Genomic DNA, 21,738 nt, shown 5'->3' with positions numbered 1-21,738 from the left:
CGGGTGGCCTCAGGAGCTCCGGCCGCCGTACTCGCCCGATATCGCGTCAGCGGTGGCGATCAGGTCCGGCACCAGGCGGCGCAGTGCGCTGAGCGGGGCCACGACCGCCGGCGTGGAGACCGAACAGGCCGCGATCACACGGCCGTCGATGCCGCGGATCGGCACCGCGATGCAGTTGACGTTCTCCTCGTGCTCGCTGCGGTCCATGCCCCAGCCCTGGCGGCGGACCGTCTCCAGTTCGGCCAGCAGCGCCTCGGGGGTGCGCAGCGAGCGCGGGGTGTAGGCGGGGTACTCCAACCGCTGTGCCAGCTCGATCCGTCGGGCCTCCGGCAGGCCCGCGAGCAGCACCTTGCCGACCGCCGTCGCGGTCAGCGGCGCACGCTTGCCGATCCGCGAGTGGATCCGCACGGGGTAGCGGCTCTCCAGCTTGTCGACGTACGTCGCCTCGCCGTCCTCGTAGACGGCGAGATGGATGGTGTGCCCGCAGGCCGCGTGCAGCGCGGCGAGGTGCGGAGCCGCCACCACGCGCACGTCGATGCTCTCCAGGGCTGTCTGCGCCAGCGAGAACAGGCCTCCGCCCAGCCGGTAGCGGAAGTCCGCCTGGCGGTGCACGAAGCCGTGCTCCTCCAGCGTGCGCAACAGGCGCAGCGCCGTGGACTTGTGCACCCCGATCCGGGCCGCCGCCTGCTCCAGCGAGGCCGGCCCGTCCGCGAGCGAGGCCAGCACCGTCAGCGCCCGGTCGACCGACTGCGACATCACGTTCCCCTTACCTCTGCGCCGGATCCTAGGAAGCCGTTGCGCGGGCTGCAATGGATGATGCGCATTCGGAATCTGGAGCTTCGGGCAGGAGGCGGGGCGACGGGCCATAGACTTGGTTGGCCATGCCATATCTCGATCACGCCGCCACGACTCCGATGCTGCCCGAGGCGGTCCAGGCGATGACCGCGCAGCTCGGTCGCACCGGCAACGCCTCGTCCCTGCACGCCGCCGGGCGCCGCGCGCGCCGGGTCGTGGAGGAGTCCCGCGAGACGCTGGCCTCGGTGCTCGGCGCCCGTCCCAGCGAGATCGTCTTCACCGCCGGGGGCACCGAATCCGACAACCTCGCCGTCAAGGGCCTGTACTGGTCCCGCCGGGATGCGGACCCGCCCCGCCGCCGCATCCTGTGCAGCCCCGTCGAGCACCACGCCGTCCTGGACGCCGTGCTGTGGCTGGAGCAGCACGAGGGCGCGCGGGTCGACTGGCTCCCTGTCGACGCGCTCGGCCGGGTGCACCCCGAGGTGCTGCGGGCGGCGATCGCCGCCGATCCGGACGACGTCGCCCTGGTCACCGTGATGTGGGCCAACAACGAGGTCGGCACCGTCCAGCCGGTTCGCGAACTCGCGGAGGTCGCGCGCGAGTTCGACGTCCCGATGCACGCCGACGCGGTCCAGGCCTTCGGCCAGCTGCCGCTCTCCTTCGAGGAGTCGGGTCTCGCGGCGATGACCGTCACGGGCCACAAGGTCGGCGGCCCCTACGGCGTCGGCGCGCTGGTGCTGGCCCGCAGCGCGTCCCCGGTGCCGTTGCTGCACGGCGGCGGCCAGGAGCGCGACGTCCGCAGCGGCACGCTCGACGTCCCCGCCACCGCGGGCTTCGCCACGGCCGGGGAGATCGCCGCGGGACGACAGTCGCGGTTCGCCGCCGAGGTGGGCGCGCTGCGCGACGCCCTGGTCCGCGAGGTCCGCGCGGCGGTTCCGGACGCGATCCTCAACGGCGACCCCACGCCGGACGGCCGCGGCCGCCTGGCGGCCAACGCGCACTTCTCCTTCCCGGGCTGCGAGGGCGACGCCCTGCTGATGCTGCTCGACGCCCGCGGCATCGAGTGCTCGACCGGCTCCGCCTGCTCGGCGGGCGTCCCCCAGCCCAGCCATGTCCTGCTGGCGATGGGCGCGGAGCCCGCGCTGGCCCGGGCGTCACTCCGCTTCTCCCTGGGCCACACCTCGACGGAGTCGGACGTGAAGGCCCTCGCCGAGGCGATCGGCCCCGTCGTGGAGCGCGCCCGCATGGCCGGCACGAGGTAGCCCCCGGGGGCGCGAGGAACTGCGCGGGCAGACAGCCGGTGCGGACGGACCTGCTCGAGATGAGGACCAACCGCTCGCCAGTGGCTTCTCGCGCAGTTCCTCGCGCCCCCGGACCGTGCAACTGCGTGCGGGAGCGAATCCCGGAGCCCCGTACTCTTGTAAGCACTATGTCTGACTTCCCCGGCGCCCCCGCTCCCGATTCCTCCGCCCTGCCGGGCGGGAAGCTGCGCGTGCTCGCGGCGATGTCCGGCGGGGTCGACTCCGCCGTCGCCGCCGCGCGGGCCGTGGAACAAGGGCACGAGGTCACCGGGGTGCATCTGGCGCTGGCGAGCAACCCGCAGAGCTTCCGCACCGGGGCCCGCGGCTGCTGCACGCTGGAGGACTCGCGTGACGCCCGCCGCGCCGCGGACGTGCTGGGCATCCCCTTCTACGTCTGGGACCTCGCCGAGCGCTTCCGCGAGGACGTGATCGACGACTTCGTCGCCGAGTACGCGGCCGGGCGGACGCCCAACCCGTGTCTGCGGTGCAACGAGAAGATCAAGTTCGCGGCGCTGCTGGACAAGGCGATCGCCCTCGGCTTCGACGCCGTCTGCACCGGGCACTACGCCAGGATCATCGACCACCCCGAGCGCGGCCGCGAGCTGCACCGGGCCGTCGACCCGGCCAAGGACCAGTCCTATGTGCTCGGCGTGCTCACCGCGCCCCAGCTCGCGCACGCCATGTTCCCGCTGGGGGACACCACCAAGGACCAGGTGCGCGTCGAGGCCGAGCGCCGCGGCCTCGCCGTGGCGAAGAAGCCGGACAGCCACGACATCTGTTTCATCGCGGACGGCGACACCCAGGGGTTCCTGGCGCAGCGCCTCGGCACCGCGCCCGGCGAGATCGTGGACGTCGACGGGACCGTGGTCGGCGAGCACAGCGGCGCCTACGGCTTCACCATCGGGCAGCGCAAGGGCCTGCGCATCGGGCGTCCGGCGGCCGACGGCAAGCCGCGCTACGTGCTGGACATCTCGCCGGTCGACAACCGGGTCACCGTCGGCCCGGCCGAGGCGCTGGAGATCAGCGCGCTGACGGGCGTGAAGCCGCGCTGGTGCGGCGCAGAGCCGCCGTACGGGGCGGCGCGGTACCTCGCGCAGATCCGCGCGCACGGCGAGCAGGTGCCGGTCACCGCCGAGGTGGCCGAGGACGGCGGCCTGCGTGTCGTCCTGGACGAGCCGCTGCGGGGCATCGCGCCGGGGCAGGCGGTCGTGCTCTACGACGGCGCCCGCGTCGTCGGGTCGGCGACCATCGCCACCACCGAGCGGGCCGCCGAGAGCACCGCCGCACAGCTCTGAGTCTTCGAGTCACTCCGCACTCTGGGGGAACCCGCGTGAACATCACCGTCTTCTGCTCCGCCAACGCCCTCGAGGAGCGCTACACCGTGCCCGCGCGCGAGTTCGCCCGCGCGCTGGGCGAACGCGGTCACACGCTCGTCTGGGGCGGCTCGTTCGCCGGCCTGATGGGGATCGTCGCCGACGAGGCGAAGGCCGCGGGCGCCAAGCTGGTCGGCATCTCCGTCGAGATGCTGGCGCACAAGGCGTACTCCGGGGCCGACGAGCTGGTGACCACGGCGAACCTGGCCGAGCGCAAGGCGCAGCTGCTGGAGCGTGCCGACGCGCTCGTCGTGCTGGTCGGCGGCCTGGGCACGCTCGACGAGGTGACCGAGGTGCTGGAGCTGAAGAAGCACGGCCTGCACGACAAGCCGGTGGTGCTGCTCGACACCGAGGGCTTCTACGACGGCATGCGCACCCAGCTGCGGCGGATGGAGCAGGAGGGCTTCCTGCCCCGCACGCTGGACGAGCTGGTGCGCTTCGCGCCCGACGGCGAGTCCGCCCTGCGCTACGCCGAGGGAGCTGCGGACGACGCCGGCGACGCCTCGGTGCCCGCCTCCGCCTGAGCCGTCCGGGCCGTCTGCGCCGTCTGGGCCGGAAGCTCGGGCAGTCCGGTCGTCGTCGGCGGCGCGTCCGCGCGGCGCAGCAGCCGGCCGAGGCCGGCGCGGGTGGCCACCACGACCACCCGGTCCTCCGCGCGCAGCCGGTGGGTCGCCTCCGGGCTCCAGCCGAAGTGCTGCCCGCGCCCAGCCGGGCGGAGCGCGACGACCCGCCAGTCACCGGGCTCGAACGCCTCGGTGACGGTCCGTTCGGCCAGCGCGTCGCCCTCGGTCACGGTCACCTCCGCCAGCAGCAGGATCTCCCGGCGCGCGGGTATCGCGGCCAGTACCCGGCGGCCCATCATCGCCGCGGCGAAGGCGGGCGCGGCCAGGTAGGACACGCTGCGGCTGCGGGTGCGCGAGTTGGGGTGCGCCTCGCGCAGCGCCTTGTAGACGGTCCTCGCGAAACCCTCGTCGAAGAGCCGCAGCACGACCGGCACGTCCGGGCGGCGCTCCCGGGCGAAGAGGACCGCCTGCAGGTTGGCGCTGTCGTTGTTGGTCAGCGCCATCACCGCCGACGCGCGGTCGCCGCGCGCCGCCTGCCAGACGGAGTCGCTGGTGAACTCGCCGAGCACGACCGGGACGCCGCGCGCCCGCACGGCCGCGAGGTTGCGGGCGTTCGGGTTGCGCTCGACGACGACCACCTGTCGCCGCATGTCCGCCAGCCGCGAGACGACCGCCGTCCCGGCGCTGCCGATGCCGATCAGCAGAATGTGGTTGTTCAGGGTCCGCCGCACCCGCCGCGTGCCGTCGGCGGGACGGACCGCGCCGACGCTGTCCAGCACGATGGCGGCGACCAGGCCGAGGATCAGCATCCCGGTGAACATGGTGACGATCTGCAGCACCTGACGGGCCACCGGCTCGCCGAAGGCCGGGTTGCCCGCCGAGGAGAGGTCGAGCAGCACCAGGTAGAGCGACCGCCCCAGGTCGGTGCCGGTCAACTGCCAGGTGAGCACGGTCAGCAGGGCCACCACCACCGAGAGCGCGGCCGCGGCCACCTGCAGTTTGCGCGAGACGAACGCGCGCATCACCGCCATCATCCGGGACCAGGCGGGCGGCCCCTTCGGAGCGGCGGTCTCCTGGTGGTGACGCAGGCGGACCACGGTGACCCGCTCGTCCGTCGGCGGAGTCCAGCTCTCCGGATCGGGCAGCAGCACGCCCTCGGCCTCGGTGAGCACCGCGATCGGGATGTCCGGCCCCGGCAGCAGCCTCTCCGCGCCCTCCGGGAGATCCCTGGAGACGACGGTGCAGGTGCCGTTGTTGACCGCGATCACCTGCTCCTGATGCGGCAGCGCGGAGGAGACCAGCGCCGGCGCGGCCGTCTCCGAGGCGGAGGCCACGGTGGTGGGCGCGTCCGGACGGTCCAGCAGCCGTCGCAGCCGCTTGCCGAGGGCGCTGCTGTGGACCCGCAGCGCCAGCCGCACGTGGGGGTTGATGCTGCGCGCGGTCAGCGCGGCGGCGGTGACGGCCTGGTCGTCGTCGAGCACGATCGCCAGCGCGTCGGCGTCGGCGACGCCGGCCTGACGCAGCGTCGCCTCGTCCGGGCGGCGTCCGGCGATGACGCTGATCGGGCCCGACTCCTGGTGCAGTGCCAGCAGTTGCGGCCCGTGGTCCTGTTTCGGCTCGGGCACGACGACGATCACGCGCTCCTGGTAGAGCCCCGCCAGGTCCCCGGCGAGACGCTGGGTCAGTGCGTCGTTGCCGACCACGACCATGTGCCCGCGGACCTCCACGCCCCGCGTCACGTCGTCCGCCTCGGCCTCGTGTCGCCCCGTCCCGTCCGGCACCGTCTCCGCCCCTCGCCCGCGCCAGCGTTGATGATCACCATGGTGGCGCACGGAGCGGGGTCCCGGGCGTGGTACTGATGAACCCATGGGAACGCATGTGATCACCGGAGCCGGCTCCGGCATCGGCGCGGCCGTCGCCGCGAAGCTCGACGAGCGAGGCGAGGAGCTGTGGCTGCTCGCCCGGGACGCCCGCCGTGCGGCGGAGCTGCGTGAGCGCTTCCCCGGCGCGCGCACGCTGGTCGGGGACCTTGCCCAGCCGGAGCGGCTGAGCTGGGCGCTCAGCCACCAGCCGCAGCCGGACCGGATCGACTCGCTGCTGCACGTCGCCGGCGTGGTCGAGCTGGGCACGATCGGCGACATGACGCCGAAGGTCTGGCAGGAGACCTTCGCGGTCAACCTCCTCGCCCCGGCCGAGCTGACCCGCCTGCTGCTGCCGACGCTGCGCGTCTCGCAGGGGCACGTGGTCTTCGTCAACTCCGGCGCGGGTCTGCGCGCCAATGCCGAGTGGGGCGTCTACGCGGCGTCCAAGTTCGGCCTGCGCGCGCTCGCCGACTCGCTGCGTGAGGAGGAGCACGGCAACGGCGTCCGGGTCACCACCGTCTACCCGGGCCGCACCGCCACCCCGATGCAGGCCAAGGTGCACGCGCAGGAGGGCCGGGAGTACGACGCGGAGGCGTGGATCGCGCCCGAGTCGGTGGCCAAGGCCGTGCTCACCGCGATCGACCTGCCGCGGGACGCGGAGATCACCGACGTGACGGTGCGGCCGGGCCGGTGACGACAGAGGCTGTGAGCACGTTCCCCGCGCTCGCCGGACCGGGGGCGACCGGCGTCGGCTCCATGCCCGGTACGGACGCCCGTGAGGCGGCCAAGACCGTCACCGGCTCGCTGGAGGTGCTGCCGCACCTCCCCGAGCTGCCCGCGCGCGGCCCCGGCGCCGACATGATCGGCCGCACCCTGGGCCTGCTGGTCGAGCTGTACGCCCGCGTCGAGCCCTCCGGCTGGCGCTTCGGCGACCACCCGGGGCGCGACACCCGCCGCGCCCACTCCTGGCTCGGTGAGGACCTCGACGCGCTGGAGGAGTTCACCCAGGACCACACCGGCCCGCTGAAGGTCCAGGCCGTCGGCCCGTGGACGCTGGCCGCCTCGGTGGAACTCCCGCGCGGTGAGAAGGCGCTCGCCGACCCGGGCGCGGTCCGCGACGTCGCCGCCTCGCTGACCGAGGGACTGCGGCTCCACCTCGCCGAGGTCCGCCGCCGCATCCCCGGCGCGCAGCTGCTGCTCCAGCTCGACGAGCCGTCCCTCCCGGCGGTCCTGGCCGGCCAGGTGAAGACGGCCAGCGGCTGGCAGCGCCTGCGCGCGGTGGACCGCGGCGTGGGGGAGGAGATCCTGCGGGCCGTGATCGACGGCGTCGACGCGCCGGTGATCGTCCACAGCTGCGCCCCCTCGGTCCCGATCCCACTGCTGCGCCGCGCGGGCGCCTCGGCGGTGTCGCTGGACGCATCCTTGCTGACGGAGCGTGACGACGACGCGATCGGCGAAGGGGTCGAGAGCGGCACCGTCTTCCTGCTCGGTGTCGTGCCCTCCACGGACCGGAAATTGTCAGACCCGGCCGGTAGTGTCAGCGGTGTGAGGACGTTGTGGCGGCGCCTGGGCCTGGCCCCCGCGCTGCTGCCGCGCTCCGTCGTGGTCACCCCCACCTGCGGCCTGGCGGGGGCGTCCCCGGCCTACGCGCGCACGGCGCTGTCACACAGCGTCATCGCGGCGCAGAGCCTGGCCGACAATCCCGAATAGGTGCAAAAGGGGGTAGTTGCAGTGGCGTTGGACGACCGCGTCCGGCACGCGCAGCTCGCGCAGGAGATCGAGGACCACCGGTTCGCCTACTACGTGAAGAGCGCGCCCACCGTCAGCGACGCCGAGTTCGACCGGCTGATGCACGAGCTGGAGGCGATCGAGGAGCGCCACCCGGAGCTGCGCACCCCCGACTCGCCGACCCAGAAGGTCGGCGGCACCTACTCGACGGACTTCACCGAGGTCGAGCACCTGGAGCGGCTGCTCAGCCTGGACAACGCCTTCACCGACCAGGAGCTCGACACCTGGGCCGACCGGGTCGAGAAGGAGCTCGCCGGGCAGAAGTTCCACTACCTGTGCGAGCTCAAGATCGACGGCCTGGCGGTCAACCTCACCTACGAGAACGGCCGCCTGGTCCGCGCCGCCACGCGCGGCGACGGCCGCACCGGCGAGGACATCACCGCCAACATCCGCACGATCCAGGAGATCCCTCACGTGCTCCGGGGCGATCAGGGACATCCGGTCCCGGAGCTCGTCGAGATCCGCGGTGAGGTCTACTTCCCGATCGAGGCCTTCGAGGAGCTCAACGCCGCGCGTGTCGCGGCCGGTGAGGCTCCGTACGCCAACCCGCGCAACTCCGCCTCGGGTTCGCTGCGCCAGAAGGATCCGGCCGTCACCGCTCGGCGCCCGCTCCACATGATCGTCCACGGCATCGGGGCGCGGCGCGGCTTCGACATCGACTGCCAGTCGCACGCCTATGAGCTGCTGCACGCCTGGGGCCTGCCGACGGCCAAGCACAACGAGGTCGTCGACTCCCTCTCCGGGGTGAAGGCCTTCATCGCCCGCTACGGCGAGCAGCGCCACAGCGTCGAGCACGAGATCGACGGCGTGGTCGTCAAGGTCGACGAGATCGCCCTTCAGGGCCGCCTCGGCTCCACCTCCCGCGCTCCCCGCTGGGCCATCGCCTGGAAGTACCCGCCGGAGGAGGTCAACACCAAGCTGCTCGACATCCGCGTCAACGTCGGCCGGACCGGCCGGTGCACGCCGTACGCGGTGATGGAGCCGGTCCACGTCGCGGGCTCGGTGGTCGAGTACGCGACCCTGCACAACCAGGACGTGGTCAAGGCCAAGGGCGTCCTCATCGGCGACACCGTGGTGCTGCGCAAGGCGGGCGAGATCATCCCCGAGGTGCTCGGGCCGGTGGTCGACCTGCGCGACGGCTCCGAGCGCGAGTTCGTCATGCCGAGCGTCTGCCCCGAGTGCGGCACCGAGCTGCGGCCGATGTCCGAGGGCGACATCGACCTGCGCTGCCCCAACGCCCGCTCCTGCCCGGCGCAGCTGCGCGAACGCATCTTCTATCTGGCGGGTCGCAGGTCCCTCGACGTCGAGGCCCTCGGCTACGTCGCGGCCACCGCCCTGACCCAGCCGCTGGAGCCCGCCGAGCCACCGATCCTCAACGAGGGCGACCTCTTCGACCTCACCATCGAGAAGCTGCTGCCGATCAAGGTCGTCGTCCGCGACCAGGACACCGGCCTGCCCAAGCGCGACGAGAAGACGGGCGAGCAGAAGGTTGTCTCCTTCTTCGCCAATCTCAAGGGCGAGCCGAAGAAGACGGCCACCGCCCTGCTGGAGAATCTCGAAGCGGCCAAGCAGCGCCCGCTCTCCCGGATCCTGACCGGCCTCTCGATCCGCCATGTCGGGCCGGTGGCGGCCGTCGCGCTCGCCCGCGAGTTCCGCGACCTCGACCGGATCGCGAACGCGAGCGAGGAGGAGTTGGCTGCGGTCGAGGGCGTCGGCCCGACGATCGCCAAGGCCGTCGTCGACTGGTTCGCCGAGGACTGGCACCGGGAGATCATCGAGAAGTGGCGCGCCGCAGGCGTCCGCTTCGTCGACGAGACGTCCGAGGAGGACTCCGGTCCGCGGCCGCTGGAGGGGCTGACGGTCGTGGTGACGGGCACCCTCGCGGACCACACCCGTGACGGGGCGAAGGACGCGCTCCAGGTGCGCGGCGCGAAGGTGACGGGCTCGGTGTCGAAGAAGACCGACTTCGTCGTTGTCGGCGACAACCCGGGGTCCAAGTACGACAAGGCGGTCCAGTTGAAGCTGGCGATCCTGGACGACGCCGGCTTCGCCGTCCTGCTGGAGCAGGGCCCGGAGGCGGCTCGCGCGGCCGCGCTGCCCGTCGAGGAGTGACCCGCGAGTAGCGGGGGAGTTCCGGGCGTCACGACACCGGGTGACTCTGTGTCAGGTGACGCGGGGTCGCCTGGTGAGTGCGGTCCGTGGCGGTCTGTCACGTTTCCTTGCTCACGCTGTTGTCGGGCATATTCGGACAATCAGCTCATTTGTCCATCGGTTGAGGACACCACTCGGTCACAGCCTGGTGGATTGCCACTCTCTGCAGGGGCAGTCCGCCTACGCTGGAAGCAGCCCGATCCTGTCGGTCCGTACGTCCTGTGCGGTGCAACCGGCGAGCGGGGAAGCAAGAGGAAAACCGATGGAGCGCACGCGTCGGTCAGTGCTGGGTCCTGACCGTGCCGGGTTTGCCGTCAGAACGGCGGTCTTCCTCGGCGTGGGTTTGGCCGGGGCGGCGCCGTTGGTGCCGCTGGCCGATGTGGTGGCGCGACACGAGCCCATCCTGCTCCCGCTGTTCGGCGTGCCCATCGCGGTGCTGTTCGCCGCCTGGTGGTTCGGCCGGCAGCGGGTGCGCGAGGGGGTGACCGACCAGCTCACCGGCCTGCCGAACCGGTACGCACTACGCCTCGCCGCCGTGCAGGCGGCGACCGAGCGGGCCCGGCACGCGCTGGTCCTGATCGACCTGGACCGCTTCCGCTCCCTGAACGACACTCTGGGGCATCTCGCCGGCGACCGGTTGCTGGTCCAGGTGGCCCAGCGGCTGCAGGCCCTCGCGCTCGACACCGGTGCGCTGGTGGCGCGCCTCGGCGGGGACGAGTTCGCCGTACTCGTGCCCGAGCCGCCGGAGGAGACCGCCGCGCTGCTGGGGCTCGCCCGGGCCTTCGCCGCCGAGGTCGCCGCGCCGATCCAGTTCGGCGGCCTGCAGCTGATCCTGGAGTCCAGCACCGGTGTAGCGGTCCTGCCCGACCACGCGGCTGACGCCGAGTCGCTGCTGCGCCGCGCCGACATCGCCATGGCCCACGCGCAGCGCAGCCGCGCCGGGGTGACCCTCTATCAGCCGGGGCAGGAGGAGGACACGCCGCTGCGGCTGGGGCTGCTCGGCGAGTTGCGTCGCGCGCTCGACCTGGGCGAGGTGCAGGTGCACTACCAGCCCAAGGTCGCCTTCGACGGGAGCGTCGTCGGTCTCGAGGCGCTGGTGCGCTGGTCGCGCGCCGGGCGCGGGCCGGTCAGTCCCGAGGAGTTCGTCGGGCTCGCTGAATCCAGCGGTCTGATGCCCCAGCTGACGGACTACGTGCTGGAGGCCGCCGTCTCCCAGCTCGCACGGTGGCGCGCGGAGGGCATCGAGGTGCCGGTCGCGGTCAACATCTCGCCGCGTGACGTCCTGCGTCCCGGCTTCGCGGCGGGCGTCGCCGGCCGGCTCGAACGGCACGGGGTGCCGGCCGGTGCGCTCCAGTTGGAGATCACCGAGCGGCTGCTGCTGGAGGACGGGCAGCGGGCCGCCGAGACGCTGGAGGAGCTGCGCGGCCACGGCGTCGGGATGTCCCTGGACGACTTCGGCACCGGCTACTCCTCCCTGGTCCGGCTGCGCCGGCTCCCGGTCGGCGAGCTGAAGATCGACCGCTCCTTCGTCAGCCGCATGGTCGCCGACGACCACGACGCGGCCGTGGTGCGCTGCAGCGTCCAGCTCGCGCACTCGCTCGGCCTGACCGTCGTCGCCGAGGGCGTCGAGGACGACGAGACCTGGAAGCGCCTCCAGGGCATGGGCTGCGACGCGGTCCAGGGATGGCTGGTCTCCAAGGCCATGCCGGCCGACCAGGCCACCGCCTGGCTCCGTGGCCGCGTCACCGCCCCGCACCAGCGCTGAGGGCGCAGGATCACGCCGAGCTGCGGCTAAACACGCCGGCCGGAGAATGACCGGAATTCGTGGCCGAAAATCGCGTGACCTAGATCACTTAACCGTTGACCGTGTACATGCTAGATTCGGCCGTCGCCTGGGAATTAACGGGCTTCGTAATGGCGGATTCGGATCTGGGAGGCTCCCGTGGCTGACACCACCGAGCAGTCGAACGAGTACATGGCACCGGCACTGGTCGAGGTCGGCGAGTTCAATGAGGACACCCTCGGCGGCTGGGGAACCGTTCCGGACTGGTTCTTCAACATGAAGTGGTAATTCGTCGAGACGATCCGCGCCGCGGGCCGGCCCTTTCGGGGTCCGGTCCGCGGTCGATCCGGAAACGGTGGTCGCAGCAGCACATGAGCTCCGGGTTCGTGGTCCTTCCGGACCGGCCGCAGGCCGAGCGGCTCTTCCCACGCGTCCCGCTCGACGGCGCCCGCGTCATCCCGCACGCCTCCGGGCGGCCGTGGATCGTCGGCCGCTGGCCGGCGGACGCGGTGACGGTCGTCGAGTCCGGCCCGGTGCGTCTCGTGGTCGTCGGCGACGCGCCGGCCAGCCGCGCCCGGTTGGCGCAGACCGCCGGGCGGATCACGGGGCCCGCCGACGCCGCCCGGGCCCTTGTCGGCCTGCGCGGCAGTTGCCACCTGGGCGTTTCCCTGCCCGACTGGTCCCGGTTCCAGGGCAGCGCGTCCGGGTTGCGGCGGCTCTTCCACACCCGGGCCGGCGCCGTCGCCCTCGCCGCCGACCGCGCCGACCTGCTCGCCGCGCTCACCGGCGCCGGCCTGGACGAGGAGGCGCTCGCGCTGCGCGCCGTCTGCGGACTCCAGTTGCCCTACCCGGCCAACGCCCGCAGCCTCTGGTCGGGCGTCGCCGCGCTCGCGCCGGACCACGCGCTCGAATGGGACGCGGACGCCCTCGAAGAGGTCCGCTGGTGGCAGCCGCCGAAGCCGGAACTGTCCCTGGCCGACGGGGTTGCCGCGGTGCGCGAGGCGCTGCTCGCGGCCACCCACGGAAAACGCCCGGAAAATGGCCGGCTGAGCTCGGACCTCTCCGGCGGGCTCGATTCCAGCTCCGTCTGCTTTCTCGCGGCCAGGGAGGATCCGGAAATCCTCACGTTTCGCTGGGGCGAGGCCGAGGAAGGGAACGACGACACGGTTTTCGCGGAATTGGCCATGAAAGAACTCGGCCGCGCGGAGCACCTCGTCGTCCCGCAGGCCGAACTCCCGGACATGTTCGCCGAGGCGGAAAATCCGGTGAGCGCGGAAATGCCGAGCCCGCTCACCCGGGCCACCGCCCGGATCCGGCGCAGTGTGGCGCTGCTGGCCGAACACGGATCGGTTCGGCACCTTTCCGGCCACGGCGGCGACGAGCTGTTCACACCCATGCCCGGCTACCTGCACCCGCTGCTGCGCCGCCGCCCGGTCACCGCGCTGCGGCACCTGCGCGCGCACGCCGCGCTGCGGCGCTGGCCGTTGCGGGCGACCTTTGCCGAGCTGCTGCGCCCGAGCTCCTTCGCCGGCTGGTGGGCCGCCGAGGCGGACGTCCTGACCGAGCCGCCTCCGCCGCTGCGCCGCGCCGCCCTCGGCTGGGGACTCGGTCCGATCCGCGCCCCCGACTGGATCACCCCCGCCGGTGCCGAGCTCGCCCGCGCGGCGCTGCGCCGCACCGCGGCGACCGCGTCGCCGCTCGCCGCGAACCTGGGCTCACATCAGACGCTGGTGGTGATCCGCTCCAACACCAGCACCTATCGCCTGCTCGCCGACCTCTACGCGGAACGCGGCATCGCCCTCGAGGCGCCCCTGCTCGACGACCGGGTCGTCGACGCCGCCCTGCGGGTGCGCCCTGACGCGCACGCCGGACCGTGGCGCTTCAAACCCCTGCTGGCGGAGGCGATGCGCGGCATCGTCCCGGAGCCCGTCCGCACCCGCGCCACCAAGGGCGAGTTCGGCGAGGACGTCCGCCGCGGGCTGCGGACCCACCTGCCCGCGCTGCTCGACCTGCTCGGCCCCGACTCCCGGCTGGCCGGGCGCGGCCTGCTCGACCCTGACGCCCTGCGGGTCCGCCTCACCGGCCCGCAGGCCGACAACAGCGCCGTCCAGGCGTTGGAGAGCCTCGTCGGCTGCGAGACCTGGCTCCGCTCCCTCCCTCCGTCCCGTCCCGCTCCCAAGGACTGATCCATGCGGCTCCACCCCGATGTCTCGATGACCGACACCGACGACGGCACCGTCCTCCTGCACGGCCGCACCGGCCGCTACTTCCAGCTGAACCTCACCGGCCGAGAGGTCCTCCGCGGCCTTCTCGACGGCCACGCTCCCGCCCAGGTCGCGGACGGGCTCGCGGCCGCCCACGGCATCGGCGCGGAGCGTGCGAAGGACGACGTCAAGGCAGTGCTGGCACAGCTGGCGTCGGCGGAGCTGGTGCTGCCGTGAGCGTGCAGATGTCCCTCGACCACCGGGCCACGCTCCCCGTCCGGCACCGCGCGCTGCCGCTGCTCGCCGTCGCCGCGGCCCGCGTCCTGGCGCGGGTCAAGCCCGCGCGGCTCCGCCAGGTCCTTCAGTTCGCCCGTCGCGGCGGCAGGCCCGCGAGCGAAGAAGAGGCACAACGGGCACGGGACGAGATCGTGGCCGTGAGCATGCGCTGCGCGGGCAACAACTGCCTCCAACGCTCCATCGCCGCCGCGCTGCTGTGCCGCATGCGGGGGAGCTGGCCGACCTGGTGCACGGGGGTGCGCACGCACCCCTTCGCGGCCCACGCCTGGATCCAGGTCGACGGCGAACCGGTGGGCGAACCCCACCCGTCGGGCTACTTCCGAACCTTGCTCAGCGTGACACCTGCCCCGGGGCGCGGGGAACCGCGCGACAAGTCACCCGCCTAGACGGCGTGCCGAACGAGCAGGGGCGTCCGCTCCGGGTGGTTTCTCGCGCAGTTCCCTGCGCCCCTGCGGGAACGCGGCTGCGTCGGCCCGCTCCACCTCCGTAGGATGGGGACACCTCCGTGTCAATAGACTCGGCCAGGTCCGTTTCCTTCACCCATCAGAGGATCGCTGCATGCCTGGCATTACGCGCGAGGAGGTCGCCCACCTCGCCCGGCTGTCGCGGCTGGAGCTCAAGAGCGAAGAGCTTGACCACTTCGCCGAGCAGCTGAACGACATCGTGGACGCGGTCGCCCGCGTCAGCGAGATCGCCGCCGAAGACGTTCCGCCGACCTCGCACCCGCTGCCGCTGACCAACGTCATGCGCGCCGACGAGGTCCGCCCCTCGCTCCGTCCCGACGAGGTGCTGGCCGCCGCGCCCGCCGCGGAAGAGCAGCGCTTCCGCGTCCCCCAGATCCTCGGGGAGGACTGAGAAACGTGGCTGACCTGATCCGTTACACCGCCGCCGAGACCGCCAAGGCGATCTCCTCCGGTGAGGTCTCCGCCGTCGAGGTCGCGCAGGCGCACCTGGACCGCATCAACGCCGTGGACGAGAAGGTGCACGCCTTCCTCCACGTCGACACCGACGGCGCGCTCGAGGCCGCCCGCGCCGTGGACGCCAAGCGCGCCGCAGGCGAGGAGCTCGGTCCGCTGGCCGGCGTGCCGCTCGCACTGAAGGACGTCTTCACCACCAAGGGCATCCCGACCACCGCCGGGTCCAAGATGCTCGAGGGCTGGCGTCCGCCGTACGACGCGACCCTGACCCGCCGCCTCAAGGAGGCGGGCGTGGTGATCCTCGGCAAGACCAACATGGACGAGTTCGCCATGGGGTCCTCCACCGAGAACTCCGCCTACGGCCCGACCGGCAACCCGTGGGACCTCTCCCGCATCCCGGGCGGTTCAGGCGGTGGCTCCGCCGCCGCGCTCGCCGCGTACGAGGCGCCGCTGGCGATCGGCACCGACACCGGTGGCTCGATCCGTCAGCCGGGCGCCGTCACCGGCACCGTGGGCGTCAAGCCGACCTACGGCAGCGTCTCCCGCTACGGCCTGATCGCCTTCTCCTCCTCTCTCGACCAGGGCGGCCCCTGCGCCCGCACGGTCCTGGACGCGGCGCTGCTGCACGAGGCCATCGCCGGGTACGACCCGATGGACTCGACCTCGATCAACGCCCCCGTCCCCGCGGTCGTGGCCGCGGCCCGGCAGGCGGACGTCAAGGGCATGCGCGTCGGCGTCGTCAAGGAGTTCGGCGGCGAGGGCTACCAGGCCGGCGTGATGCAGCGCTTCCACGAGTCGGTGGAGCTGCTCCGCTCGCTCGGCGCGGAGATCGTCGAGATCTCCTGCCCCTCCTTCACCTACGCGCTCCCGGCGTACTACCTGATCGCGCCGTCCGAGTGCTCCTCCAACCTGGCCCGCTTCGACGCCATGCGCTACGGCCTGCGCGTCGGCGACAACGGCGAGCGCTCGGCGGAGGACGTCACCGCGCTGACCCGTGAGGCCGGCTTCGGCCCGGAGGTCAAGCGCCGCATCATGCTCGGCACCTACGCGCTGAGCTCGGGCTACTACGACGCCTACTACGGCTCGGCGCAGAAGGTCCGGACGCTGATCACCCGCGACTTCGACCGCGCCTTCGGCGACGTCGACGTGCTGATCTCGCCGACCACCCCGACCACCGCCTTCCCGATCGGCGAGCGCGCCGACGACCCGATGGCGATGTACCTCGCGGACCTGTGCACCATTCCGTCGAACCTGGCCGGAAACGCGGCCATGTCGGTGCCCTGCGGCCTCGCCCCGGAGGACAATCTCCCGGTCGGCCTGCAGATCATCGCGCCCGCGCTGGCCGACGACCGGCTGTACCGCGTGGGTGCGGCGGTCGAGGCGGCACTCAACGAGAAGTGGGGACACTCCCTGCTGGAGGAGGCACCGGCACTATGAGCAAGCTGGAAAGCGCCAAGGGCTTCAAGCACAGCAAGCCGGGCCTGATCCTGGGCATCGGCGGCAGCGCCTTCGGCGCGTTCGGCATCGTCAAGGACGTGCGCCGGGCCCGTGACGAGCACGACAACCTCAAGCTCATCAACGCCGCCGTGGGTGCGCTCGCCCTGGTCACCAGCACGCTGCTGCTCGTCCGCGAGCTGCGCCGGCTGGGCCAGGACGATGTCCTCGCCGACTGACCTCAAGACCGCAAGCCTTCCCCCGAAAGGACGCCTTCGTGAGCGTCATTGACCTGGTCCCGTACGAGGAGGCACTGGCCTCGTACGACCCGGTGATGGGCCTTGAGGTCCACGTCGAGCTGGGTACCAAGACCAAGATGTTCTGCGGCTGCGCGACCGTCCCGGGCGCGGAGCCGAACACCCAGGTCTGCCCGACCTGCCTGGGTCTGCCGGGCTCGCTGCCGGTCGTCAACGCGATCGGCGTGGAGTCCGCGATCCGCATCGGCCTCGCGCTGAACTGCGATATCGCCGAGTGGTGCCGCTTCGCCCGGAAGAACTACTTCTATCCGGACATGCCGAAGAACTTCCAGACCTCGCAGTACGACGAGCCGATCGCCTTCAACGGCTACCTGGACGTCGAGCTGGAGGACGGCGAGGTCTTCCGCGTGGAGATCGAGCGCGCCCACATGGAGGAGGACACCGGCAAGTCCACCCACGTCGGCGGCGCCACCGGCCGCATCCACGGCGCGGAGTACTCGCTGCTGGACTACAACCGGGCAGGCATCCCGCTGATCGAGATCGTCACCAAGCCGATCGTCGGCGCCGGTGACCGCGCGCCCGAGGTGGCCCGCGCCTACGTGGCGGAGCTGCGTGAGCTCATCCGTGCCCTCGGCGTGTCCGAGGCCCGCATGGACATGGGCCAGATGCGCTGCGACGTCAACCTCTCGCTCATGCCCAAGGGCGCGGACAAGTTCGGCACCCGCAGCGAGACGAAGAACGTCAACTCGCTGCGCAGCGTCGAGCGCGCCGCCCGGTTCGAGATCCAGCGGCACGCCGCGGTCCTGAACGAGGGCGGCACGATCGTCCAGGAGACGCGCCACTTCCACGAGGACAACGGCACCACCACCTCGGGCCGGATCAAGGAGGAGGCGGAGGACTACCGCTACTTCCCCGAGCCCGACCTGGTCCCGGTCGCGCCCGCGCGCGAGTGGGTCGAGCAGTTGCGGGGCGAGCTCCCGGAGCTGCCGCGACTGCGCCGTCAGCGCCTGCAGAGCGAGTGGGGCATCTCGGCCGTCGAGATGCAGTCCGCGCTCAACGCCGGCGCCATCGACCTGATCCTGGCCACGATCGACGCCGGTGCGCCGGCCGACCAGGCCCGCAAGTGGTGGCTGGGCGAGCTGGCCCGCCGTGCCAACGAGGACGGCGTCGAGCTCGCCGAACTGCCGATCACCCCGGCCCAGGTGGCCCGGGTCTCGGCACTGGTCGCCGAGGGCAAGCTGACCGACAAGCTGGCCCGCCAGGTCATCGAGGGCGTGCTGGCCGGCGAGGGCGGGCCGGACGAGGTCGTCGCCAAGCGCGGCCTGGCCGTCGTCTCCGACGACTCCGCGCTCGGCGACGCGATCGACGCGGCGCTCGCGGCGCAGCCGGACGTGGCCGACAAGATCCGCTCGGGCAAGTTCGCCGCGGCGGGGGCGCTCGTCGGCGCGGTCATGAAGGCGACGCGCGGCCAGGCCGACGCGGCCCGCGTCAAGGAGCTGATCTTCGAGAAGCTCGGCGTCACGCCGGAGTAGGGATCGAAGCAAGCCGGAGCAAGGCGCAGTAAGGCGTCTTAGCCCGTACGGACCGCCGCTTCGGAGTACTTAGGGTGCTCGGGGCGGCGGTCCTGCGTTTCTAAGGACCCTGGGCCCGTCAAGATCAGGCAAGCGCCCGATGTAGCGCACCCCCCTGGCAGAGGAGATTAGAGGTCGTCAGGAAGAAGAAACCCGGACGACCCATTCACAGGGGGAACGACATGTTCGAGTACCAGCTGATCGTCGCCCGCACCAACGAGCTGATGGCGAAGGCCGAGCACGAGCGCCTGGTCCGCGAGGTCCAGCGTGCGAACAAGGCCCGGAGGGCGGGTGAACGCCGGGGCACGGTCCGGAGCGAGCGGTCGGCCCGCCGGTTCCTCCACGCGGCCACCCGATGACGCCTTAATCCGTGCTGACCAGCGGGGTTCTGTGCGATGCTGCCGAACGTGGAGCGGATATCAGTCAGTCCCGTGTTCATCGGACGCGGATCCCAGATGGCTGCCCTCACCGACGCGCTCGAGCGCGCCGACGGGGGACAGCCACAGGTCCTGCTCATCGGGGGAGAGGCAGGCGTGGGCAAGTCCCGCCTGCTGGAGGAGTTCCAGATCACGGCCGAGGCGCGGGGGGCCACGGCCGTGGTCGGGAGCTGCCTCGAGGTGGGCGCGGAGGGCCTGCCCTACGCGCCCTTCGCCACGATCCTGCGGCGGCTGCACCGAGCTCTTGGGAGCGAGCTCGACGCGGCCGCCGTCGGCCGTGAGAGCAGCCTGGCCCGGCTGTTGCCGGACATGGGCGAGGCGCCGCCCGAGGCCCACGACGAGTACGCGCGCGCCCGCCTCTTCGAGCACACCGCGCAGCTCTTCGAGCAGCTGACCGCGGACCGGACGCTCGTCCTCGCGGTCGAGGACCTGCACTGGTCGGACCGCTCCACGCGGGAGCTGTTCGCGTACCTGATCCGCACCCTGCACAGCGCCCGGCTGGTGCTGGTCGCCACCTACCGCAGCGACGACCTGCACCGCCGCCACCCCGTCCGGCCCTACCTCGCCGAACTGGAGCGGCTGCGCACCGTCCAGCGGCTGGAGCTGCCGCGGCTCGGCCGCCGCGAGGTGGGCCGTCAGCTGGCCGGCATCCTCAGCCCCTCCCGGCCCACTCCGGAGCTGGTCGGCCAGATCTTCAAGCGTTCCGAGGGCAACCCGTTCTTCGTGGAGGAGCTCGCGGTCGCCTCCCAGCAGGGCTGCCGCACCGGCCTGACCGAGACGCTGCGCGACCTGCTGCTGGTGCGCATCGAGGCGCTCCCCGAGCCCACGCAGACGATGCTGCGCATCCTCGCCCAGGGCGGCTCCCGCGTCGAGCACGGCCTGCTGGCCGCCGTCGTCGAGGCGACCGGCACGCTCGACGAGGACGAGCTGATCGACGCGCTGCGCACGGCCGTCGGCGCCAACATCATCCAGCAGACCTCCGACGGCGACGGCTACCGCTTCCGGCACGCGCTGGTCCGCGAGGCCGTCTCCGACGACCTGATGCCGGGCGAGGTCACCCGCGCCAACCGGCGCTACGCCATGGCCCTGGAGGCCGACGCCTCGCTCGTCTCCAGCGACCAGCGCGCCTCCCGCCTGGCCGGGTACTGGTACTGCGCCAACGACGCCGCCCGCGCCATGCCCGCCGTGCTCGACGCCGGGCGCGAGGCCCGCCGCCGCAACGCCTTCTCCGAGCAGCTGCGCATGCTGGACCGCGCGTTGGAGCTGTGGGAGGACGCCCCCGCCGAGATCCGCGACACGCTGCGCGACTTCGACCATGCCGACGAGAGCTATCCGGCGTGCGCCTGCGAGGGCGAGTGCACCTGCGACGGGGACTGCATGGCCATCCAGCTCGTCGACCTGCTCGCGGAGGCCACCGTCGCCGCCCGGCTCAGCGGTGAGACCGACCGCGGCCTGCGCTACACCAAGCGCGCGCTGCGCCTGATCGACGAGAAGAAGACCCCGGAGCGCGCCGCCTGGTTCATCCTCGCCCGCGCCCGAGCGCTGCGCTACGACGTCGGCGCGGCGAACCTCCCCGACATGGAGCACGCGCTCGCGCTCCTTGAGGGCCGCAAGCCGTCGGCGGTCCTGGCCGAGCTGCTGCACCGTCAGGCGTGCGACGGAATGCTGGGCATCCCGCGCCGCGAGCACCTGGACATCGCCCGGCGCTCGGTCATGATCGCCGAGCAGGTCGGCGCCACCTCCCTGCAGCTGCACGCGCAGCTGACGCTGGGCATGCTGCACTGCGCCTTCGGCGAGCTGGACGAGGGCGCCGCGCTGCTCGCGCAGATCCGCGAGCGCGCCGAGGCCAGCGGCGACGTGGACCTGCTCAGCCGCGTCTACACCAACCTGTCCAGCCACCACGAGCTGCAGGGCCGCTCCCGCGAGGCCGCGGAGGTGGCCCGCACGGGTCTGGCCATGATCCGGGCCAACGGCATGACCGGCTACTCGGGCACGATCATCCTCGGCAACCTCGCCGAACCGCTGATCTCGCTCGGCGAGCTCGACGAGGCGGAGCAGCTGCTCGCCGAGGAGCCGGACTGGGCCGGCCAGCGCGCCCACCGCGACTTCATGCACCGGCTCCGCGGGGAGATCGCGCTGCTGCGCGGCGACGTCGCGGGCGCGGCGGAGCACCTCGCCGAGAGCCGGCGGGTGGGGCTGGTGTGGCAGCCGCAGAAGTACGTCCCGACGGCGCTGCTGGCGATGCGGATCGCCGCCGCCCAGGGCAGGTACGCCGAGGCGCGGGCGGAGCTCGTCGCCGTCCTGGACGGCGACCGCCCCGAGGGCCACGACCGCAGCTGGTGGGCGCTGCTCGCCGCCGGCGCGGCGGTGGAGGCGGACGCCCGGTACCTGCCGACGATGGCCCCGGGCCGCGCGGACGTCCTGGCCCGCATCCGGGGCACGGCCGCCGGCCTGACCGCGGAACTCCCGCTCTACGCGGGCTGGCGGGCCGTCCTCGACGCCGAACTGGCCCGCGCCGAGGGCACCGCGACGACCGCGGACTGGCGCCGGGCCGCCGACGCGCTCTCCGTCCTGGAGTGCCCCTTCCCCCGCGGGCTCGCGCTGTTCCGCCTCGCCGAGTCCCTGGCTGCGGAGGGCGAACGCGCCGCCGCGGCGCAGGCCGCAGCCCAGGCGGAGGAGCTCGCCCGCCGCCAGGGCAACCAGCTCCTCCAGGGCGACCTCCGTGCGCTCACGGGCCGCGCCCGCCTGGCGCCGGTGACGACCCACGCGCCTGAGGAGGAGACCTTCCACCTCACCCCGCGCGAACGCGACGTCCTCAAGCTCCTCGCCCTGGGGCGCACCAACCGGCAGATCGCGGAGGAGCTCTTCATCTCCCCGAAGACGGCGAGCGTCCACGTCTCCAACATCCTCGCCAAGCTCGACGTCACGGGCAGGGGCGAGGCCGCGGCGGTGGCCCACCGACTCCGCCTGATCCCGGCGGGCTAGGCCGACAGGGCCCGGGGGGC

18 protein-coding genes and 1 pseudogene are annotated in these 21,738 nt (G+C 72.6%); 17 read left to right on the top strand and 2 right to left on the bottom strand.

What is annotated here, in order from left to right; all coding sequences use genetic code 11:
* Positions 1–9: 9 nt before the first annotated feature.
* Positions 10–756: an IclR family transcriptional regulator gene (locus TR49_RS24095; protein ID WP_042385026.1), complete on the bottom strand. Its 747-nt coding sequence runs from the start codon at positions 754–756 to the stop codon at positions 10–12.
* A 125-nt stretch (positions 757–881) separates the two neighbouring features.
* Between TR49_RS24095 and TR49_RS24090 the strand changes: the two genes are divergently transcribed.
* From TR49_RS24090 to TR49_RS24080, 3 genes are all read left to right on the top strand, one after another.
* A complete protein-coding gene (locus tag TR49_RS24090; protein ID WP_042385023.1) occupies positions 882–2,057 on the top strand; it encodes a cysteine desulfurase family protein in 1,176 nt (391 codons plus the stop codon).
* A gap of 167 nt (positions 2,058–2,224) precedes the next feature.
* On the top strand, positions 2,225–3,391 hold the full coding sequence (mnmA, locus tag TR49_RS24085; RefSeq protein ID WP_042385020.1) for a tRNA 2-thiouridine(34) synthase MnmA: 1,167 nt from the start codon (positions 2,225–2,227) through the stop codon (positions 3,389–3,391).
* Between the two features lie 35 nt (positions 3,392–3,426).
* Positions 3,427–3,993, top strand: coding sequence for an LOG family protein (locus TR49_RS24080; RefSeq protein ID WP_042385018.1), 567 nt, complete (start codon positions 3,427–3,429; stop codon positions 3,991–3,993).
* On the opposite strand, the gene TR49_RS24075 is transcribed toward TR49_RS24080, so the two are convergent.
* A complete protein-coding gene (locus TR49_RS24075; RefSeq protein WP_052434588.1) occupies positions 3,936–5,813 on the bottom strand; it encodes an NAD-binding protein in 1,878 nt (625 codons plus the stop codon). The genes TR49_RS24080 and TR49_RS24075 overlap by 58 nt on opposite strands.
* Positions 5,814–5,898: 85 nt before the next feature.
* Here TR49_RS24075 and TR49_RS24070 point away from each other — a divergent pair, with 85 nt between their 5' ends.
* The 14 genes and pseudogenes from TR49_RS24070 (at position 5,899) to TR49_RS24015 (ending at position 21,718) form a co-directional block, all read left to right on the top strand.
* Positions 5,899–6,588, top strand: coding sequence for an SDR family oxidoreductase (locus tag TR49_RS24070; protein ID WP_042385016.1), 690 nt, complete (start codon positions 5,899–5,901; stop codon positions 6,586–6,588).
* A gap of 11 nt (positions 6,589–6,599) precedes the next feature.
* Complete coding sequence (locus TR49_RS24065; protein ID WP_268874112.1) at positions 6,600–7,604, top strand: methionine synthase; 1,005 nt, start codon at positions 6,600–6,602, stop codon at positions 7,602–7,604.
* 21 nt (positions 7,605–7,625) lie between these two features.
* Positions 7,626–9,794: an NAD-dependent DNA ligase LigA gene (gene ligA / locus TR49_RS24060; protein ID WP_042385014.1), complete on the top strand. Its 2,169-nt coding sequence runs from the start codon at positions 7,626–7,628 to the stop codon at positions 9,792–9,794.
* A gap of 331 nt (positions 9,795–10,125) precedes the next feature.
* Positions 10,126–11,598 (top strand): annotated as a pseudogene (locus tag TR49_RS24055) (putative bifunctional diguanylate cyclase/phosphodiesterase); the annotation flags it as partial.
* Positions 11,599–11,775: 177 nt separating this feature from the next.
* Positions 11,776–11,904 (top strand): keywimysin-related RiPP, encoded by a 129-nt coding sequence (locus TR49_RS43040; protein ID WP_236653506.1) that lies wholly within the window; start codon positions 11,776–11,778, stop codon positions 11,902–11,904.
* A gap of 83 nt (positions 11,905–11,987) precedes the next feature.
* Positions 11,988–13,802, top strand: coding sequence for an asparagine synthase-related protein (locus TR49_RS24050; RefSeq protein ID WP_042385011.1), 1,815 nt, complete (start codon positions 11,988–11,990; stop codon positions 13,800–13,802).
* 3 nt (positions 13,803–13,805) lie between these two features.
* Positions 13,806–14,057 carry a lasso peptide biosynthesis PqqD family chaperone gene (locus tag TR49_RS24045; RefSeq protein WP_042385008.1) on the top strand — a complete coding sequence of 84 codons (252 nt, stop codon included), beginning with the start codon at positions 13,806–13,808 and terminating at the stop codon, positions 14,055–14,057.
* The gene (locus TR49_RS24040) at positions 14,054–14,503 is read left to right on the top strand and encodes a lasso peptide biosynthesis B2 protein (RefSeq protein ID WP_042385006.1); all 450 of its coding nucleotides are present in this window, start codon (positions 14,054–14,056) and stop codon (positions 14,501–14,503) included. Before TR49_RS24045 ends, TR49_RS24040 begins: the two co-directional genes overlap by 4 nt.
* Before the next feature lie 172 nt (positions 14,504–14,675).
* Positions 14,676–14,972, top strand: a complete 297-nt coding sequence (gene gatC / locus TR49_RS24035) for an Asp-tRNA(Asn)/Glu-tRNA(Gln) amidotransferase subunit GatC (RefSeq protein WP_042385005.1) — start codon at positions 14,676–14,678, stop codon at positions 14,970–14,972.
* Between the two features lie 5 nt (positions 14,973–14,977).
* On the top strand, positions 14,978–16,471 hold the full coding sequence (gatA, locus tag TR49_RS24030) for an Asp-tRNA(Asn)/Glu-tRNA(Gln) amidotransferase subunit GatA (RefSeq protein ID WP_439654125.1): 1,494 nt from the start codon (positions 14,978–14,980) through the stop codon (positions 16,469–16,471).
* Positions 16,468–16,707 carry a hypothetical protein gene (locus TR49_RS24025; protein WP_042385003.1) on the top strand — a complete coding sequence of 80 codons (240 nt, stop codon included), beginning with the start codon at positions 16,468–16,470 and terminating at the stop codon, positions 16,705–16,707. Before gatA ends, TR49_RS24025 begins: the two co-directional genes overlap by 4 nt.
* Positions 16,708–16,745: 38 nt before the next feature.
* Complete coding sequence (gene gatB / locus TR49_RS24020) at positions 16,746–18,257, top strand: Asp-tRNA(Asn)/Glu-tRNA(Gln) amidotransferase subunit GatB (protein ID WP_042385000.1); 1,512 nt, start codon at positions 16,746–16,748, stop codon at positions 18,255–18,257.
* Between the two features lie 221 nt (positions 18,258–18,478).
* Entirely contained in the window at positions 18,479–18,655 is a 177-nt protein-coding gene (locus TR49_RS43985; protein ID WP_160311630.1) for a hypothetical protein, read from the top strand.
* A gap of 36 nt (positions 18,656–18,691) precedes the next feature.
* Positions 18,692–21,718, top strand: coding sequence for a helix-turn-helix transcriptional regulator (locus tag TR49_RS24015; RefSeq protein WP_042384999.1), 3,027 nt, complete (start codon positions 18,692–18,694; stop codon positions 21,716–21,718).
* Positions 21,719–21,738: the final 20 nt, after the last annotated feature.

This window comes from Streptacidiphilus melanogenes (assembly GCF_000787835.1).
In the GTDB taxonomy this organism is placed as follows: Bacteria; Actinomycetota; Actinomycetes; order Streptomycetales; family Streptomycetaceae; genus Streptacidiphilus; species Streptacidiphilus melanogenes.
Note: the sequence above shows the minus strand (reverse complement) of the source record. Positions and strands in the feature narration are given on the sequence as shown.

Coding starts and splice junctions, on each gene's coding strand:
- TR49_RS24095 (WP_042385026.1), bottom strand. CDS start 756: ATGTCGCAGTCGGTCGACCGGGCGCTGACGGTGCTGGCCTCGCTCGCG.
- TR49_RS24090 (WP_042385023.1), top strand. CDS start 882: ATGCCATATCTCGATCACGCCGCCACGACTCCGATGCTGCCCGAGGCG.
- mnmA (WP_042385020.1), top strand. CDS start 2,225: ATGTCTGACTTCCCCGGCGCCCCCGCTCCCGATTCCTCCGCCCTGCCG.
- TR49_RS24070 (WP_042385016.1), top strand. CDS start 5,899: ATGGGAACGCATGTGATCACCGGAGCCGGCTCCGGCATCGGCGCGGCC.
- TR49_RS24050 (WP_042385011.1), top strand. CDS start 11,988: ATGAGCTCCGGGTTCGTGGTCCTTCCGGACCGGCCGCAGGCCGAGCGG.
- TR49_RS24045 (WP_042385008.1), top strand. CDS start 13,806: ATGCGGCTCCACCCCGATGTCTCGATGACCGACACCGACGACGGCACC.
- gatC (WP_042385005.1), top strand. CDS start 14,676: ATGCCTGGCATTACGCGCGAGGAGGTCGCCCACCTCGCCCGGCTGTCG.
- TR49_RS24025 (WP_042385003.1), top strand. CDS start 16,468: ATGAGCAAGCTGGAAAGCGCCAAGGGCTTCAAGCACAGCAAGCCGGGC.
- TR49_RS43985 (WP_160311630.1), top strand. CDS start 18,479: ATGTTCGAGTACCAGCTGATCGTCGCCCGCACCAACGAGCTGATGGCG.
- TR49_RS24015 (WP_042384999.1), top strand. CDS start 18,692: ATGCTGCCGAACGTGGAGCGGATATCAGTCAGTCCCGTGTTCATCGGA.